General features: G+C 64.0%; 19 protein-coding genes. 11 read left to right on the forward strand and 8 right to left on the reverse strand.

All coding sequences use genetic code 11. The features are described 5' to 3' along the window. Positions 1-103 precede the first annotated feature (103 nt). The 6 genes from tusD to IB261_RS16145 all read left to right on the forward strand — a co-directional run bounded on the left by tusD (position 104) and on the right by IB261_RS16145 (position 3,574). Positions 104-496, forward strand: a complete 393-nt coding sequence (gene tusD / locus IB261_RS16120) for a sulfurtransferase complex subunit TusD (RefSeq protein ID WP_151187236.1) — start codon at positions 104-106, stop codon at positions 494-496. Next, a complete protein-coding gene (gene tusC, locus IB261_RS16125; protein ID WP_081520463.1) occupies positions 496-855 on the forward strand; it encodes a sulfurtransferase complex subunit TusC in 360 nt (119 codons plus the stop codon). The genes tusD and tusC overlap by 1 nt, the downstream gene beginning before the upstream one ends. Beyond that, complete coding sequence (gene tusB, locus IB261_RS16130; RefSeq protein ID WP_139791686.1) at positions 852-1,157, forward strand: sulfurtransferase complex subunit TusB; 306 nt, start codon at positions 852-854, stop codon at positions 1,155-1,157. The genes tusC and tusB overlap by 4 nt, the downstream gene beginning before the upstream one ends. Then, positions 1,154-1,489, forward strand: coding sequence for a TusE/DsrC/DsvC family sulfur relay protein (locus tag IB261_RS16135; RefSeq protein ID WP_192382579.1), 336 nt, complete (start codon positions 1,154-1,156; stop codon positions 1,487-1,489). The genes tusB and IB261_RS16135 overlap by 4 nt, the downstream gene beginning before the upstream one ends. Continuing rightward, entirely contained in the window at positions 1,486-2,484 is a 999-nt protein-coding gene (locus tag IB261_RS16140) for a glycosyl transferase family protein (protein WP_192382580.1), read from the forward strand. The genes IB261_RS16135 and IB261_RS16140 overlap by 4 nt, the downstream gene beginning before the upstream one ends. 88 nt (positions 2,485-2,572) lie before the next feature. After that, the gene (locus tag IB261_RS16145; RefSeq protein WP_081520467.1) at positions 2,573-3,574 is read left to right on the forward strand and encodes a glutathione S-transferase family protein; all 1,002 of its coding nucleotides are present in this window, start codon (positions 2,573-2,575) and stop codon (positions 3,572-3,574) included. Between the two features lie 77 nt (positions 3,575-3,651). On the opposite strand, the gene IB261_RS16150 is transcribed toward IB261_RS16145, so the two are convergent. The 6 genes from IB261_RS16150 to ftsK are packed head-to-tail and all read right to left on the reverse strand — an operon-like array spanning position 3,652 to position 11,146. Further along, positions 3,652-3,942 carry a lysozyme inhibitor LprI family protein gene (locus tag IB261_RS16150; protein ID WP_225594993.1) on the reverse strand — a complete coding sequence of 97 codons (291 nt, stop codon included), beginning with the start codon at positions 3,940-3,942 and terminating at the stop codon, positions 3,652-3,654. 53 nt (positions 3,943-3,995) lie between these two features. Continuing rightward, complete coding sequence (gene cysG, locus IB261_RS16155; protein WP_192382581.1) at positions 3,996-5,381, reverse strand: siroheme synthase CysG; 1,386 nt, start codon at positions 5,379-5,381, stop codon at positions 3,996-3,998. A gap of 1 nt (position 5,382) precedes the next feature. Continuing rightward, on the reverse strand, positions 5,383-6,663 hold the full coding sequence (gene serS / locus IB261_RS16160; RefSeq protein ID WP_081520469.1) for a serine--tRNA ligase: 1,281 nt from the start codon (positions 6,661-6,663) through the stop codon (positions 5,383-5,385). A 46-nt stretch (positions 6,664-6,709) separates the two neighbouring features. Continuing rightward, positions 6,710-8,035 (reverse strand): replication-associated recombination protein A, encoded by a 1,326-nt coding sequence (locus IB261_RS16165; RefSeq protein WP_081520470.1) that lies wholly within the window; start codon positions 8,033-8,035, stop codon positions 6,710-6,712. A gap of 56 nt (positions 8,036-8,091) precedes the next feature. After that, positions 8,092-8,715 carry an outer membrane lipoprotein periplasmic chaperone LolA gene (lolA, locus tag IB261_RS16170; protein WP_045214800.1) on the reverse strand — a complete coding sequence of 208 codons (624 nt, stop codon included), beginning with the start codon at positions 8,713-8,715 and terminating at the stop codon, positions 8,092-8,094. A gap of 19 nt (positions 8,716-8,734) precedes the next feature. Next, positions 8,735-11,146 (reverse strand): DNA translocase FtsK, encoded by a 2,412-nt coding sequence (ftsK, locus tag IB261_RS16175; RefSeq protein WP_081520472.1) that lies wholly within the window; start codon positions 11,144-11,146, stop codon positions 8,735-8,737. A gap of 221 nt (positions 11,147-11,367) precedes the next feature. Here ftsK and trxB point away from each other — a divergent pair, with 221 nt between their 5' ends. The 4 genes from trxB to infA all read left to right on the forward strand — a co-directional run bounded on the left by trxB (position 11,368) and on the right by infA (position 14,121). Further along, on the forward strand, positions 11,368-12,318 hold the full coding sequence (gene trxB, locus IB261_RS16180; RefSeq protein WP_081520473.1) for a thioredoxin-disulfide reductase: 951 nt from the start codon (positions 11,368-11,370) through the stop codon (positions 12,316-12,318). A 36-nt stretch (positions 12,319-12,354) separates the two neighbouring features. After that, a complete protein-coding gene (gene aat, locus IB261_RS16185) occupies positions 12,355-13,059 on the forward strand; it encodes a leucyl/phenylalanyl-tRNA--protein transferase (protein WP_192382582.1) in 705 nt (234 codons plus the stop codon). Between the two features lie 31 nt (positions 13,060-13,090). Continuing rightward, positions 13,091-13,798 carry an arginyltransferase gene (locus tag IB261_RS16190; RefSeq protein ID WP_081520475.1) on the forward strand — a complete coding sequence of 236 codons (708 nt, stop codon included), beginning with the start codon at positions 13,091-13,093 and terminating at the stop codon, positions 13,796-13,798. A gap of 104 nt (positions 13,799-13,902) precedes the next feature. Beyond that, entirely contained in the window at positions 13,903-14,121 is a 219-nt protein-coding gene (gene infA / locus IB261_RS16195) for a translation initiation factor IF-1 (RefSeq protein ID WP_002553999.1), read from the forward strand. An 85-nt stretch (positions 14,122-14,206) separates the two neighbouring features. On the opposite strand, the gene clpA is transcribed toward infA, so the two are convergent. Together clpA and clpS are read right to left on the reverse strand one after the other, a co-directional pair. Continuing rightward, positions 14,207-16,480 carry an ATP-dependent Clp protease ATP-binding subunit ClpA gene (clpA, locus tag IB261_RS16200; protein WP_081520476.1) on the reverse strand — a complete coding sequence of 758 codons (2,274 nt, stop codon included), beginning with the start codon at positions 16,478-16,480 and terminating at the stop codon, positions 14,207-14,209. A gap of 28 nt (positions 16,481-16,508) precedes the next feature. Then, on the reverse strand, positions 16,509-16,871 hold the full coding sequence (clpS, locus tag IB261_RS16205) for an ATP-dependent Clp protease adapter ClpS (protein WP_081520477.1): 363 nt from the start codon (positions 16,869-16,871) through the stop codon (positions 16,509-16,511). Between the two features lie 228 nt (positions 16,872-17,099). Here clpS and cspD point away from each other — a divergent pair, with 228 nt between their 5' ends. After that, positions 17,100-17,375 carry a cold shock domain-containing protein CspD gene (gene cspD / locus IB261_RS16210; RefSeq protein WP_045214920.1) on the forward strand — a complete coding sequence of 92 codons (276 nt, stop codon included), beginning with the start codon at positions 17,100-17,102 and terminating at the stop codon, positions 17,373-17,375. Position 17,376: the final 1 nt, after the last annotated feature.

Raw genomic sequence — 17,376 nt, forward strand, 5'->3', positions numbered from 1 at the left:
CCAGGAAAAAGCCCGTCTCGACGGGCTTTTTTCATTTCCGGCGCGGCAAACATCTGCATAGCGCCGTATCATCCAGCGAAAATTCGCCGATCAGGCCCGCTCCATGAAGTTCGTCATCGCCCTTTTCTCCCCGCCGCATTCGCCGGCAGCCCGCCGCGCCCTGCGCTTCGCCGAGGCTGCATTGGCCGGCGGCCATGAAATCACCCGGCTGTTCTTTTACCAGGACGGCGTGCACAGCGCCTCGGCAAACACCGTCACCAGCCAGGATGAACTGGACGTCGCCGCCGCCTGGACGCGCTTCGTCACCGATCACCAGCTGGACGGAGTGGTCTGCATCGCCGCTGCGCTGCGACGGGGCGTGCTCAATCCAGAGGAAGCCAACCGCTATTCCCGTCCCGCCGCGAACCTGCAGGCGCCCTGGGATCTTTCCGGCCTTGGCCAACTGCATGAGGCAGCGCAACTGGCGGACCGTCTGGTCTGCTTCGGAGGCAACTGATGGCCAAGTCCCTGCTGATCATCAGCCGTCAGGCGCCCTGGGCCGGCCCCGCCGCCCGCGAGGCGCTGGATATCGCCCTGGCTGGCGGCGCCTTCGACCTGCCGATCTCGATGCTCTTTCTCGATGACGGCGTGTTCCAGCTCGCTCCCGACCAGCGTCCCAGCACAGTTGAACAGAAGGACCTGCAGGCGAATCTGCAAGCCCTGCCGCTGTTCGGCGTGGAAGCGCTCTATACCAGCAGCCGCAGCCTTACCGAACGCGGATTGGACGGCGCAAGCCTGACCCTGCCCGTCCAGGCGCTGGACGATGCCGCCCTGCGCAGCCTGCTGCAAACCCATGACCAGGTGATCACGATCTGATGGCTACTCTCCACCTGCTCTCGCACTCTCCCTTCAATGACGGCCGGCTCGCCAGCTGCCTGCACCTGCTCGGCCCGGACGATGGCCTGCTGCTGACTGGCGAAGCCGTCTACTCCCTGCGCGAGGGCACCGCCCCTTGCCAGGCACTGGAGCTGATGCCCGCCGCCAATGTGCTCTTCGCCCTGCTGGAAGACCTGCAGGCCCGCGGCATGGATGATGTACCCGCCCGCGTCGTTGCCGTGGATTACCCCGGCTTCGTCGAGCTCTGCACCCGTTTCGACAAGGTGAACGCCTGGCTATGAGCACCCTACTGGTCAACGGCCACTCCCTGCCGCTGGACAAGGACGGCTACCTCGTCGACCTGAACGACTGGAGCGACGTCGCCGCCGAGGCCCTGGCACACAACGAGGGCATCCACCTGACTCCCGAGCACTGGGAAATCCTCCTGCTGCTGCGCGAGTTCTACGGCGAGTTCCAGCTCTCGCCGGCCAACCGTCCGCTGATCAAGTACGTCGCCCAGAAGCTGGGCCCGGAAAAGGGCAGCAGCCTGCACCTCAACCTCCTGTTCAAGGGCACACCGGCCAAGCTTGCCGCCAAGCTCGCCGGCCTGCCGAAGCCGACCAATTGCCTATGACCACCTCCCCGCTCGTCCTGCAGACCCCCGCCGAACACCCCTTCGCCCAGTTCGTCCGCATCCTGGGCAAAGGCAAGCGCGGCGCGCGCGGCCTGACCCGCGAGGAAGCCCGCGAAGCCCTCGGCATGATCCTCGACGACAAGGTCGAGGAAGCGCAGCTGGGTGCCTTCCTGATGTTGCTGCGGCACAAGGAAGAAAGCGCCGAGGAACTCGCCGGCTTTACCGAGGCCGTACGCTCCCGCCTGCAGGCACCGAAGATCGCCGTGGACCTCGACTGGCCCAGCTACGCCGGCAAGAAGCGTCACCTGCCCTGGTACCTGCTGGCCGCCAAGTGCCTGGGTGGCAGCGGCACCCGCATCCTCTTGCATGGCGGCGGCGCGCATACGGCCGGCCGGGTCTACAGCGAACAGCTGCTCGAGCAGCTCGGTCTGCCACTGTGTCGTGACTGGAGCTCGGTCAGCCAGGCACTGGACGCCAAAGGTATCGCCTTCGCCCCGCTGGTCGATTGGATGCCGCGCCTGCAGCACATGATCGACCTGCGCAATACCCTGGGTCTGCGCTCCCCCATGCACTCGGCCGTGCGCCTGCTCAACCCGCTAAGCGCTACCTGCGTACTGCAGAGCATTTTCCACCCCGGCTACCAGGAGGTGCACCGCGAGGGCAGCCGCCTGCTCGGCGACTACGCCATCGTCATCAAAGGTGAAGGCGGCGAGATCGAGATGAACCCGGACGCCACCTCCCACCTCTATGGTTGCCGCGACGGCGAAGCCTGGGACGAAGAGTGGCCGGCGCTGTCGCCGCTGCGCCACGTCAAGCCGGAAACGCTGGACCCGGCACACCTGGCCGCCTTCTGGCGCGGCGAAGCCGAAGACGCCTACGGCGAACTGGCCGTCCGCGCGACCATGGCACTCGCCCTGCGCGCCATGGGAATGCAGCGCGACGAAGCCTTCGCGGAAGCTGGCAAGCGCTGGGCTGCGCGGGATAAATCGATTTAATCGATACTTGGAATCCTGTTTTTGCGCTAAACAATCGAGCCATAGCCGATAGACTGGTCCCATCTCCCCCGTGTTCTGGAGCAATGAGATGGGACAGTTGATCGATGGCCGCTGGCATGACCAGTGGTATGACACCAGCAAGGACGGCCGCTTCCAGCGCGAGAACGCGCAGCGCCGCAACTGGGTTACCGCCGACGGCCAACCCGGCCCCACCGGCGAAGGCGGCTTCCGCGCCGAAGCCGGCCGCTATCACCTCTATGTATCCCTGGCCTGCCCCTGGGCCCACCGCACGCTGATCTACCGCCAGCTCAAGGGCCTGGAATCGCTGATCGACGTCTCGGTGGTCAGCTGGCTTATGCTGGAAAACGGCTGGACCTTCGACAAAGCCCTCGGCTCCACGGGCGACAAGCTCGACGGCCTGACCTTCCTCCATCAGCGCTACACCAAGGACGACGCGAACTACACCGGCCGCGTGACCGTGCCGGTGCTGTGGGACAAGCACGAGCAACGCATCGTCAGCAACGAATCGGCGGAGATCATCCGCATGTTCAACAGCGCCTTCGACGGCATCACCGGCAACCCGCTGGACCTCTACCCGGAGCCGCTGCGCGCGCAGATCGACGAACTGAATGAGCGCATCTACCCGGCAGTGAACAACGGCGTGTACCGCGCCGGTTTCGCGACGACGCAAGACGCCTACGAAGAGGCCTTCAAGACCCTGTTCAACGAACTGGATTGGCTGGAAGAGCGCCTGAGCAAGCAGCGCTACCTGGCCGGTGAATACCTGACCGAAGCCGACGTGCGGCTGTTCACCACACTGATCCGCTTCGACGCGGTCTACCACGGCCACTTCAAGTGCAACCTACGGCGCCTGGCGGACTACCCGAATCTGTCCGGCTGGCTGCGCGAGCTGTATCAACTGGAGGGCGTTGCCGGAACCGTGGATTTCCAGCACATCAAGAACCACTACTACGCCAGCCACCGCACCATCAACCCGACCGGCGTCGTGCCGCTCGGCCCCCTGCAGGACTTCACCGGACCGCACGGTCGGGGCCACCTGCCGGGCAAAGGTATCGCGCACAAGGGCTGACTAGCAGCACTGCACCTGTGGGAGCGGGCCACACGCTGCGATTCACGGACAAGGTCCGCGCCTGCAGGAGTACCGAGTCAGATCGGTTTGTCGATACCGTCGTAGACCTTCTGCAGCGCGTCCAGGCGTTCCTGGTAGCGCTGCTTGAGGCAGGCCTTGTTGGCGCCGCAGGCGCGGCGCTGCTCCAGCCAGGCGAGCTGGGAGTCACCCAGGTTTCCGCGCATGCCCATGGCGAACAGGCCGCGCAGCAGGCGGTAGGTGGTCGCCACCTGCACATCCATCTCGGAAAGCTGGCGATCCGCGCAGATGGCCTTCTCGTCCGCCTGCTTGGCCTTCTTGCAGTCGAAGCTGGCCGCATGGGCTGGCAAGGCGATGCAACCCAGCGCACACGCAGCGCCCAGGATCGCAACGCGCGGGGATATCACTGCTGCCCCTCGAACCAAGCCAGCTTCTCACGCAGATGCACCACTTCCCCGACAATCACCAGAGTCGGTGCATGCACTTCATGCTCGGCCACCAGCTCCGGCAGGTTTGCCAGGGTGCCAGTGAACACGCGCTGGTGCACTGTGGTGCCCTGCTGGATGAGCGCCGCCGGCGTATCGGCGGAACGACCGTGACGCACCAGTTGCTCGCAAATGACCGGCAAGCCAACCAGGCCCATGTAGAACACCAGGGTCTGCCCGGGGGCGACCAGATCGTTCCACGGCAGGTCGGTGCTGCCGTCTTTCAGGTGGCCCGTCACGAAGCGCACGGACTGCGCGTAGTCACGATGAGTCAGCGGAATACCGGCGTAGGCCGCGCAACCGCTGGCCGCCGTAATGCCCGGCACAACCTGGAATGGGATGCCATTGGCTGCCAGTTCGTCGATTTCCTCGCCACCACGTCCGAAGATGAACGGGTCGCCGCCCTTCAGGCGCAGCACGCGCTTGCCCTGCTGGGCCAGCTCGACCAGCTTGCGATTGATCTCGTCCTGCGGCACGGCGTGGTCCGCACGGCGCTTGCCGACGTAGAGTCGGTCCGCGTCACGGCGACACAACTCGAGGATGGCCTCCGCAACGAGGCGGTCGTAGAGCACCACGTCGGCCTGCTGCATCAGGCGCAGGGCGCGGAAGGTCAGCAGGTCGGGATCGCCCGGACCGGCGCCAACCAGATAGACCTCACCGCGAGACTCCGCCTGCGGCGATTCCAGCTTGCCCGCCAGCAGGCGCTCGGCCTCGCCTGGCTGGCCGGCGATCATGCGCTCGGCGACCGGGCCCTGGAACACCTCCTCCCAGAACTTGCGGCGTTGCTGCAGGTTCGGCAGGCGCTGCTTCACGCGCTCGCGGAAGCGGCTGGCGAGACCAGCCAACTGGCCGTAGGTCGCGGGAATCCAGGTTTCCAGCTTGGCGCGCAGCAGGCGTGCCAGTACCGGCGCATCGCCGCCACTGGAAACCGCCACCACCAGTGGCGAGCGGTCGACAATGGCCGGGAAGATCACACTGCACAGGGCCGGCGCATCGACGACATTGACCGGAACGCCACGCTCGTTGGCGTCGCGGGAAACCTGGGCATTGAGCGGCTCATCGTCGGTGGCGGCGATGACCAGAACGCAATCCTGAAGATCACCCTGAGCGTAGGGGCGCAGGAGCAATTCGCCCGCGCCCTCCTCGATCAGCTCACGCAGCTCCGAATGCACTTCCGGAGCCACGACTCGCAGCACTGCGCCGGCGTCGCTCAGCAGGCGCGCCTTGCGCAGTGCGACATCACCGCCGCCGACCAGTAGCGCGCGACGTCCGCGCAGGATGTGGAACAGCGGCAGGAAGTCCATCTCAGCCGATGACCTCGATGCCCGCCATGTACGGCTTGAGCACTTCCGGTACACGGATCGAGCCGTCGGCCTGCTGGTAGTTCTCCAGCACGGCGACCAGGGTGCGGCCCACGGCCAGGCCCGAGCCGTTGAGGGTGTGCACCAGCTCCGGCTTGCCGGTCTCCGGGTTGCGGTAGCGCGCCTGCATGCGGCGGGCCTGGAAGTCGCCGCAGTTGGAGCAGGAGGAAATCTCGCGGTACTTGTCCTGGCTCGGCACCCAGACTTCGAGGTCATAGGTCTTGGCCGCGCCGAAGCCCATGTCGCCAGTACACAGCGCCAGGGCGCGGTACGGCAGCTCCAGGGCCTGAAGGACCTTCTCGGCGTTGCCGACCAGGCTTTCCAGGGCCTCCCAGGACTTGGACGGCTCGACGATCTGCACCATCTCGACCTTGTCGAACTGGTGCTGGCGGATCATGCCGCGGGTATCGCGGCCCGACGCACCGGCTTCGCTGCGGAAGCAGGGGGTGTGAGCGACGAACTTCAGCGGCAGCTCCTTCGCATCGAGGATCTGGCCGGCAACGATGTTGGTCAGCGAGACTTCGGCGGTCGGGATCAGGTACAGGTCCGCTTCGTCTTCGCGCTGGATCTTGAACAGGTCTTCCTCGAACTTCGGCAGCTGGCCGGTGCCTTGCAGCGCCGGAGCCTGCACCAGGTACGGGGTGTAGGCCTCTTCGTAGCCGTGTTCGCGGGTGTGCAGGTCGATCATGAACTGCGCCAGGGCGCGGTGCAGGCGGGCGATCGGGCCGCGCATAAGCGCGAAGCGGGCGCCGGACAGGCGCGCGGCGGTCTCGAAGTCCAGCCAGCCGTGCTGCTCACCGAGGGCGACGTGGTCCTTGATGTCGAAATCGAAGGTGCGCGGGGTTCCCCAACGACGGACTTCGACGTTCTCTTCCTCGTCAGCGCCCACCGGCACGGACTCGTGCGGCAGGTTGGGGATGTTCAGCAGCAGGCTGTCCAGCTCGGCCTGAATGGCGTCCAGCTCGCGCTTGCCGGATTCCAGCTCCTCGGCCATGCGGTTGACCTCGGCCTTCAGCGGCGCGACGTCTTCACCATTCTTCATGGCCTGGCCGATGGCCTTGGAGCGCGAGTTGCGCTCGGCCTGCAGCGTCTCGGTGCGGGTCTGCACGGATTTACGCTGGCTCTCCAGCGCTTCGATGCGCGCCACATCCAGGGTGAAGCCACGGGTGGCCAGGCGTTCGGCCACTTCCTGCGGCTGGGTACGAACCAGTTTGGAATCGAGCATGGTGTCTTCTCGTGTCTAGTGTCAGGCGGCGCTCGCGGGCGCCACTTCAGGATTTTCTGCGACGGCGGGAACTGGCCTTGTCGAGGCTGGCCAGGTGGCGCAGCTTTTCGCCGATCTTCAGTTCGAGCCCGCGCGGCACGGGTTGGTAATACTGGCGCGGTTCCATGGACTCGGGGAAGTAGTCTTCTCCGGCCGCATAGGCATCCGGCTCATCATGGGCATAACGGTACTCGTCGCCATAGCCCAGGTTCTTCATCAGCTTGGTCGGTGCGTTGCGCAGATGCAGCGGCACTTCCAGCGAACCGCTCTCCGCCACGTCACGGCGCGCCGTGTTGTAGGCGTTGTAGACGGCATTGCTCTTCGGCGCGCAGGCCAGGTACACGATAGCCTGCGCAATCGCCAATTCACCTTCGGGGCTGCCGAGGCGCTCCTGCACATCCCAGGCGTGCAAGCACAGGGTCAGGGCGCGCGGATCGGCATTGCCGATATCCTCGCTGGCCATGCGCACTACGCGACGGGCGATGTACAGCGGATCGCAGCCGCCATCGAGCATGCGCGAATACCAGTACAGCGCGCCATCAGGGCTGGAGCCGCGCACCGACTTGTGCAGCGCGCTGATCTGGTCGTAGAAGGCCTCGCCGCCCTTGTCGAAGCGCCGGCGCGAGTCGCCCAGCAGGTTCTGCAGCAGCTCGGCACTGATCTCGCCGTTGTCCTCGGCGAGATCGGAGGCGTTCTCCAGCAGGTTGAGCAGGCGCCGCCCATCACCATCAGCGGCAGCCATGAGGATGGCGAAGCTGTCGTCAGGCAGGCTCAGGTTGCGCTTGCCCAGCCCCTTCTCCTCGGTCAGCGCGCGCTCGACCAGTCGTCGCAGGGCTGCTTCGTCCAGGCTTTTCAGCACATAGACGCGGGCGCGGGAGAGCAGCGCGTTATTCAGCTCGAAAGACGGGTTCTCGGTGGTCGCGCCAATGAAGATCAGCGTGCCGTCTTCCACATAGGGCAGGAAGGCGTCCTGCTGGCTCTTGTTGAAGCGGTGCACTTCGTCGACGAAGAGGATGGTGCGGCGGCCGTACTGCGCGGCGTGCTGCTTGGCCACTTCCACCGACTGGCGGATTTCCTTGACGCCAGAGAGCACCGCCGAGATGGTCTCGAAGTGCGCGTCGGTGACCTGGGCCAGCAGCTTCGCCAGAGTCGTTTTGCCGACCCCAGGCGGGCCCCAGAAGATCATCGAGTGCAGCGCGCCCTGCTCCAGCGCCTCGCGCAGCGGCTTGCCGCGGGCGAGCAGGTGCTCCTGGCCGACGTACTCGTCCAGGCTGGTCGCGCGCAGGCGCGCGGCCAGGGGCTGGGAAACGGGGGCGGAGCGGAACAGATCCAAGGTCTTACCTATTTATCACTCAAAGCTGGGGACTTGACGCAGGCGCGCAGTACCGGTCACTCCTGGATGACGTCGACGCCCTTGGGCACCTCGAAGACGAACTGCTTGGCGTCCATCGCCTCGTTCATCTTCACGTCGAAGAACAGGATGTTGGTGCGCTGGCCGACGCTGTCGATCAGCTGCATGTCGTTCACCACGCCACTGCGGAAGGAAATCCGCAGGCTGTCGAACAGGGTGTCCTTGGACTTCGGCTTGAGGGTGAAGTCGACCACGTTGCCGCCATCTTTGGCGGTGATGTCGAAGCTCTGGCCGATCTTCGACACATCACCGGAGAGCAGCAACGCCGGGGTCTGGGTCAGGCGCTGGTCGAGCTTCTGAATGGTCACCTGTTCCAGGTCCGGGTCGTACAGCCAGATTTTCTCGCCATTGGAGATCAACAGCTGCTCGTTCGGAGCATCGGTGTGCCAGCGGAACAGCCCCGGACGTTTCAGGCCCAGGGTGCCGGCGGTTTCCTGCAGGCGGGTGCCGCTGCCGTCCAGGGTCAACTGGGAAAAGCGCGCGGTCATTGTCTGTGCCTTGGTGAGCATCCCGCTCAGGCGCTGCGCAGCAGCCTCGTCGGCATGGGCCTGGACGCCGGCAACAGCCAGCGCAGCAACGAACAACAGGCGGATCAGACGCATCGAAATCCTCGAAGTCGAATCAATCACGGATCGGGGCCGGCGCCATTACTTCGCGCGAGCCATTGGTATTCATCGGAGTGACCACGCCGGCCATCTCCATTGCCTCGATCATCCGCGCGGCGCGGTTGTAGCCGATCTTCAGCTTGCGCTGCACGGCGGAGATCGAAGCCCGGCGGCTTTCGGTCACGAAGCGCACGGCCTCGTCGTAGAGCGGATCGTCCTCGCTGCCCTCGCCGCCTTCGCCGCCACCACCGCCCTCGAACGAACCGCCACCGCCCTCTTCGGCGCCAGCGAGGATGTCCTCGATGTAGTTCGGCGCGCCACGCAGCTTCCACGCCTCGACGACGCGGTGTACTTCGTCGTCGGAGACGAAAGCGCCATGGACGCGGATCGGCAGGCCGGTGCCCGGCGGCAGGTAGAGCATGTCACCGTGCCCCAGCAGTTGTTCGGCGCCGCCCTGGTCGAGGATGGTGCGCGAGTCGATCTTGCTGGAAACCTGGAAGGCGATACGGGTCGGAATGTTCGCCTTGATCAGGCCAGTGATCACGTCCACCGACGGACGCTGGGTCGCGAGGATCAGGTGGATGCCCGCCGCACGCGCCTTCTGGGCGATACGGGCGATCAGCTCTTCCACCTTCTTGCCGACGATCATCATCATGTCGGCGAATTCGTCGACCACCACCACGATGGTCGGCAGCGTCTGCAGCAGTGGCGCTTCGTCTTCCATGCTCTCGCGGCGGTACAGCGGGTCGGTCAGCGGGGTGCCGGCTTCCTCCGCGTCCTTCACCTTGCGGTTGAAGCCTGCGAGGTTACGCACGCCCATGGCCGCCATCAGCTTGTAGCGGCGCTCCATCTCGGCGACGCTCCAGCGCAGCGCGTTGGCGGCCTCCTTCATGTCGGTGACCACCGGACAGAGCAGGTGCGGAATGCCTTCGTAGATCGACAGTTCCAGCATCTTCGGGTCGATCATGATCAGCCGCGCCTCTTCGGGCGTGGACTTGAACAGGATCGACAACAGCATGGCATTCACGCCTACCGACTTACCGGAACCGGTAGTACCGGCCACCAACAAGTGCGGCATCTTCGCCAGGTCGGTGATGATCGGATTGCCGCCGATGTCGTGACCCAGGGCCAGCGGCACGGTGGACTTGTGCTCGTCGTATTCCGGCGTCATCAGCACTTCGGAGAAGCGCACCATCTGCCGGTCTTCGTTGGGAATCTCGATGCCGACGGTGGTCTTGCCGGGGATGACTTCCACCACGCGCACGCTGATTACGGCCAGCGAGCGCGCCAGGTCCTTGGCCAGGTTGGAGATGCGGCTGACCTTCACGCCGGCGGCCGGCTGGATTTCGAAACGGGTGATCACCGGGCCCGGATGCACGGACTCGACGATGACCTCGACACCGAACTCCTTGAGCTTGATCTCCAGCAGGCGCGACATGGCCTCCAGGGACTCGGGCGAGTAGCTCTGTTTCTTTTCCGACGCCGGGTCGAGGATCGACAGCGGCGGCAGCGTGCCTTCCACGGCGGTATCGACGAACAGCGGCGCCTGCTTCTCTTTCAGCACGCGCTTGCTCGGCTCGGCCGGCTTGGTGGGCGGTGGCGGGACGTCGATCTTCGGCGCCACGCGCTTTTCGCGCTCCTGCACGCTCTTGACCAGCGCTTCCTCGCGCTCGATCAGGCGTTCCTTGACCTTGGCCTGCTCGCGGCGATCGGCAACGATGGGCGCGGCGACTTCGGCCACACGTTCGTCGACTTCACGCAACTGGGCGACGAGCTGCTTGTGCTCGCTGCGGGCGCTCCACCAGCGGTTGGTGGCGTTATGGATGAGCTCGAACAGATCGAGGGTGATCTTGCCAGTGACGTCCATCACCTTGAACCAGGACAGGTCGGCGAACACCGTCATGCCGAACAGGAACAGCGCCAGGAACAGCAGCGTGCTGCCCTGCACGTTCAACGCATTGATGCCCAGTTGGCCCAGGCTCTCGCCCAGGGCCCCGCCAGCCGTGGCCGGCATGTGGGCACCGCTGGTGTGGAAATGGATGTAAGCCAGCGCGGAGCCGGACAGGACCAGGAACACCAGGCCGATCAGACGCCAGGAGAACAGCCAGCCGCTCCACTCCCAGGCCATGTGGCGCTTGCGGAAGACCTGATAGGTCTTCACCGCCAGCAGCAGCGGAAACAGGTAGGCGAAATAGCCCAGCACCATGAACAGGATGTCAGCGCTCAGCGCGCCCAGGCGGCCGGCCGCGTTCTGCACCTGTTCGACGTGGCTGGAGTGGCTCCAGCCCGGATCGGAGGAATCGTAGGTGAGCAGTGCCATCCAGAGGTAAAGGCAGAGCGCGCCGAGCGCGATCAGGGCCCCTTCCTTCAGACGGTAATGCAGTTGCTGGCGCCAGGCGGCGGCATGGCTTGCTGTGGTGTCCTTCAAAACGCTTCTATTCCTGCGCTATACGCGCGTCCGAGAGTCGTTGGGCCGCGAAACGGGCCTATTGTACGGCTTTGGCCGGCCGATGCCAGCGAACCCGGGTGTGCCTGACTGCGCTTTTGCCGGCTTTCCGGGGTTCGGTGTAGCATAGCCCAACACCGCTTTTCGGCTGCTCAATTGGAGCATGCATTCTCTTACGTGACAAAGGCTTATGGAGTCTTTTTATGAGTGAAGTCAAGCATTCGCGCCTGATCATCCTGGGCTCCGGCCCCGCGGGCTACACCGCGGCCGTGTACGCCGCGCGCGCCAACCTCAAGCCTGTTGTCATCACCGGCATCCAGCCCGGCGGCCAGCTGACCACCACCACCGAGGTCGACAACTGGCCCGGCGACGTCGAGGGCCTGACCGGCCCGGCGCTGATGCAGCGCATGGAGCAGCACGCCAAGCGTTTCGATACCGAGATCGTCTACGACCACATCCACACCGCCGAGTTGCAGCAGAAGCCCTTCACCCTCAAGGGCGACAGCGGTACCTACACCTGCGACGCGCTGATCATCGCCACCGGCGCTTCGGCCCAGTACCTGGGCATGTCCTCGGAAGAGGCCTTCATGGGCAAGGGCGTTTCTGCCTGCGCTACCTGTGACGGTTTCTTCTACCGCAACCAGGTCGTCTGCGTGGTCGGCGGGGGCAATACCGCCGTGGAAGAGGCGCTGTACCTGTCCAACATCGCCAAGGAAGTCCACCTGATCCACCGCCGCGACAAGCTGCGCTCGGAGAAGATCCTGCAGGACAAGCTGTTCGAGAAGGCGAAGAACGGCAACGTGCGCCTGCACTGGAACACCACCCTTGACGAAGTCCTGGGCGACAACATGGGCGTGATCGGCGTCCGCCTGAAAGACGCTGAAAGCGGCGAAACCCGCCAGCTGGACCTGTCCGGCGTATTCATCGCTATCGGCCACAAGCCCAACACCGACCTGTTCAAGGGCCAACTGGAGATGCACGACGGCTACCTGAAGATCAAGGGCGGCGCCGAAGGCAACGCGACCCTGACCAGCATCGACGGCGTGTTCGCCGCCGGCGACGTTGCCGACCACGTTTACCGCCAGGCGATCACTTCCGCCGGCGCCGGCTGCATGGCCGCGCTGGACGCCGAAAAGTTCCTCGACGACAACTGATCGGCGCCAGGGGAGGCTCGCCCTCCCCTCCTCCCTATGCTCAAGTGGCTTTCCCGCAGCAATTTCGACTTCCCACCCCTCGACAAGGCCCTGCATGAGCCCAACGGCCTGCTTGCGGCCGGCGGGGACCTCAACCCGCAGCGCCTGATCCAGGCCTACCGCCATGGCTGCTTCCCCTGGTACCAGGACGGCCAGCCGATCCTCTGGTGGTCACCGGACCCGCGCACCGTTCTGTTTCCCGAAGAACTGCACGTCTCCCGCAGCCTGGCCAAGTTCATCCGCCAGCAGCAGTATCAGGTCACCATCGACCAGGCCTTCAAGCAGGTCATCCACGGCTGCGCCGGCCCGCGCGATTATGCGGACGGCACCTGGATCACCACACCAATGCAGGACGCCTACTACCAGCTGCACCGCCTGGGTGTCGCCCACTCGGCAGAGGCCTGGCAAGACAATGAACTGGTCGGCGGGCTTTACGGACTGGCCATCGGCCGCCTGTTCTTCGGCGAATCCATGTTCAGCCGCGCCGACAATGCCTCCAAGGTCGCATTCGTCACTCTGGTACAGCGCCTGAAGGCCGCCGGCTTCGTGATGATCGACTGCCAGATGCCGACCCAGCACCTGCACAGTTTCGGCGCCCGCGCCATTTCCCGCCGTGAATTCGCCAGCTACCTGCGCCGTCATCTCGACGAAACACCATCGCAGGACTGGACTTCGCAGGCGGACCCGCTCAGCCTGTCTTAAACTTGCCTGAGGGACCTCGCAGGGGTTGAAGATGACCGAGCTCGCCCGCCTGAAGTTTTACGCCACGCAACCGCATCCATGCAGCTATCTGCCCGAGGAGCAGGCCACCACCCTGTTCCTCGACCCCAGCCAGCCCATGGACGCGCAGTTGTACGCCTCGCTGTCCGAGGTGGGTTTCCGGCGCAGCGGTGAGCATCTCTACCGGCCGCACTGCCAGCACTGCACCGCGTGCATCCCGGCGCGCATTCCGGCCGCCGGCTTCCAACCAAATCGCCAGCAGAAGCGCATCATCAAGCGCAACGCCGACCTGGAAGTTGTCCGCAAGCGTCCCGCCTTCACCGAGGAGTACTACGCCCTCTACATGCGCTACATCGAGCAGCGCCATGCAGACGGCGACATGTACCCACCCAGCCGCGACCAGTTCGCCACCTTCCTCGTGCGTGACCTGCCGTTCAGCTGCTTCTTCGAGTTCCGCCTCCAAGGCAGACTGCTTGCCGTCGCGGTGACTGACGTCCTGCCCAACGGACTCTCCGCGGTCTATACCTTCTACGACCCGGACGAGGAGCGCCGCAGTCTCGGCCGATTCGCCATCCTCTGGCAGGTCGCCGAGACCGAGCGCCTGAACCTGCACGCCGTCTACCTGGGCTACTGGATCAAGAATTGCCGGAAGATGAACTACAAGACCCAGTACCGCCCGATCGAGCTTTTCGTGAACCAGCGCTGGGTAGCGCTGAACTGAAGCGAAAACAGCCATTGGCGTTGTGGGGCGATTTCAGGCACAATGTGTGCCTTTTTTAATGCCCTGAAACTTCAGGCAACCATAGATACCGAGGGTTCTACTGCATGTCGAAAGAAGACAGCTTCGAAATGGAAGGCACTGTCGTCGACACCCTGCCCAACACCATGTTCCGCGTGGAGTTGGAGAACGGGCACGTCGTTACCGCGCACATCTCCGGGAAGATGCGCAAGAACTACATCCGCATCCTGACCGGCGACAAAGTTCGCGTTGAACTGACGCCCTACGACCTGTCCAAGGGTCGCATCACCTACCGCGCTCGCTGACAGACGGTAGGTGCCGGCAAAAGCCGGCACACAGAAAAACGCCCGGCATTGCCGGGCGTTTTCGTTTGGGCCTGATTAATACTCGTCAGGCCGGCTCTGCGGCGATCACTTCGAACTCGAAGGCCAGCTCGCCATCCTTCAGGTCCACATGAGCCACACCGCCGTGCTCGGCCAGCTCGCCGAACAGGATCTCCTCGGCCAGCGGCCGCTTGATCTTGTCCTGGATCAGCCGCGCCATTGGGCGAGCGCCCATCTGCGGATCGTAGCCCTTGTCGGCCAGCCAGCCGCGCGCCGAATCGCTGACCTCGATCTGCACGTGCTTGTCCTCCAGCTGCGCCTGCAGCTCGGTGAGGAACTTGTCGACGATGCTCTTGATGGTCTCGTGACTCAGACGGCCGAACTGGATGATGGTGTCCAGGCGGTTGCGGAACTCTGGCGTAAAGCTCTTCTTGATCACTTCCATCGCATCGGTGGAGTGGTCCTGCTGCGTGAAGCCGATGGAGGCCCGCGCCGCAGTTTCTGCACCAGCGTTGGTGGTCATGATCAGGATGACATTGCGGAAGTCCGCCTTGCGCCCGTTGTTGTCGGTCAGGGTGCCGTGGTCCATCACCTGCAGCAGCAGGTTGAAGACTTCCGGGTGCGCCTTCTCGATCTCATCCAGCAGCAGCACGCAGTGCGGCGTCTTGGTGATCGCTTCGGTAAGCAGGCCGCCCTGGTCGAAACCGACATAACCCGGAGGCGCGCCGATCAGACGGGACACGGTATGCCGCTCCATGTACTCGGACATGTCGAAGCGCACCAGCTCCACACCCAACGCCTTGGCCAGCTGACGAGCCACCTCGGTCTTGCCCACCCCGGTCGGACCGGAGAACAGGAAGGAGCCGACAGGCTTGTCAGGCGACTTGAGGCCGGCGCGTGACAGCTTGATGGCCGTGGAGAGCGACTCGATGGCCGCAGCCTGACCGAACACGGTCAGCTTCAGATCACGCTCAAGGTTGCGCAGCAGCTCTTTATCGGAGCTGGACACGTGCTTGGGCGGAATCCGCGCGATCTTCGCGACGATGTCCTCGACCTGCGGCACCTCGATGCGCTTCACGCGCTTCTCTTCCGGCTGCAGGCGCTGGTAGGCACCGGCCTCGTCGATCACATCGATGGCCTTGTCCGGCATGTGCCGGTCATTGATGTAGCGGGCAGCCAGCTCGGCGGCGGCACGCAGCGCTTCATCGCTGTACTCGATGTGGTGGTGCTGCTCGAAGCGTGGCTTCAGGCCTTTCAGGATGCCGAAGGTGTCTTCGACGGACGGTTCGGTGACGTCGACCTTCTGGAAGCGACGAGCCAGCGCGCGATCCTTCTCGAAGATGCCGCGGAATTCCTGAAAGGTGGTCGAACCAATGCAGCGGATCTCACCGGACGACAGCAGCGGCTTCAGCAGGTTGGAAGCATCCATCACCCCGCCCGATGCCGCACCGGCACCGATGATGGTGTGGATTTCGTCGATGAACAGCACCGCATGCGGGCGCTTGCGCAGCTCGTTGAGCAGCGCCTTGAAGCGCTTCTCGAAGTCGCCGCGGTACTTGGTGCCCGCCAGCAGCGCACCCAGATCCAGGGAGTAGACGACACTGTCGGACAGCAGGTCCGGCACCTGGCCGTCGACGATGCGCTTGGCCAGGCCCTCGGCGATGGCGGTCTTGCCAACGCCAGCCTCACCCACCAGCAGCGGGTTGTTCTTGCGGCGACGAGCGAGGATCTGCGCGACGCGCTCGACTTCCGACTCACGACCGACCAGCGGGTCAATGCGACCCTGGCGCGCCAAATCGTTCAGGTTGCTGGCATAGGCATCCAGCGGATGGCTGGAAGTGGAAGACTCGCCGCCCTCCTCGTCCTGCATCTCCTGCTCGCTGTCCTGATGCTCGGCATGGCCCGGCACCTTGGAGATGCCATGGGCGATGTAGTTGACCACGTCGATCCGCGCGACGCTCTGCTGCTTGAGCAGGAACACCGCCTGGCTCTCCTGCTCGCTGAAGATGGCGACCAGTACGTTGGCGCCGGTGACTTCGCGCTTGCCGGAACTCTGCACGTGGAATACGGCACGCTGCAGGACGCGCTGGAAGCCCAGGGTCGGCTGGGTTTCGCGATCCTCGTCGTGCTGGGGGATCAGCGGCGTGGTGGAATCGATGAACTCCTGCAGGTCTCGCCGCAGCTTGTCCAGGTTCGCACCGCACGCCTTCAGAACCGTCGCGGCAGCCTCATTATCCAGAAGCGCCAACAGCAAGTGCTCAACGGTCATGAACTCATGCCGCTTCGCCCGCGCCTCCTTGAAGGCGAGATTGAGGGTGACTTCGAGCTCTCGATTCAACATGACTTCACCTCGCTCCCAAACATCCGCATCAACCTTCTATCTCAATTTCGCACAACAGTGGATGTTGGCTCTCCCTCGCATATTGATTGACCTGCATGGCTTTGGTTTCCGCGACATCGCGGGTAAAGGTCCCGCAGTGCGCCTTGCCCTGGGTATGCACAGTCAACATGACCTTGGTTGCCTGCTCGCGGTTCATGTTGAAGTACAGCTCGAGCACCTCAACCACGAAATCCATCGGGGTGTAATCATCGTTGAACATGATGACCCGATACATGGACGGCGCCTTCAGGGCAGGTTTGGCTTCTTCAACCGCCAGCCCCGTCCCGTCGTCTTCCATTGGATCCGGGCGGTCCTGATTGAATGTTAGTCGAATCTGGCTACTTGCATGCATGCTGGAATAAAAGCTTTGCGAGTGGGTGAATGAGTGGGCCGGCCGGAGTTTGAATCGCCTCTCAGGCCCAGACGACGCCGCCTTGACTAACGGCAAAAGGGTGTTACAACCAAAGGATACCCCCCGGAGGGTATCAGGAGTTCCGGACGCCAGTCTTCAGAAAAAGGCATAGCGGAATAGTAGTGGATGATACTCCAGCGATGGAGTCCTTTGCAGAGGGATATCAGCATGCTTAGCGGTAAGGTCAAGTGGTTCAACAACGCCAAGGGCTACGGTTTCATCCTGGCTGATGGCCGAGATGAGGACCTGTTTGCTCATTACTCGGCAATCCAGATGGATGGCTACAAGACTCTCAAGGCCGGCCAACCCGTCAGTTTCGAGATCCTGCAAGGTCCGAAGGGGTTGCACGCGGTGAACATCCAGCCCGTCAACGCCAATGCATCCACCCCGTCCGCGCAGACTGCCCCGAGCAGCGAGGTAGAGAACCTCACGGCGGAAGCCTGAT

Source organism: Pseudomonas sp. PDM20 (assembly GCF_014852575.3).
In the GTDB taxonomy this organism is placed as follows: domain Bacteria; phylum Pseudomonadota; class Gammaproteobacteria; order Pseudomonadales; family Pseudomonadaceae; genus Pseudomonas.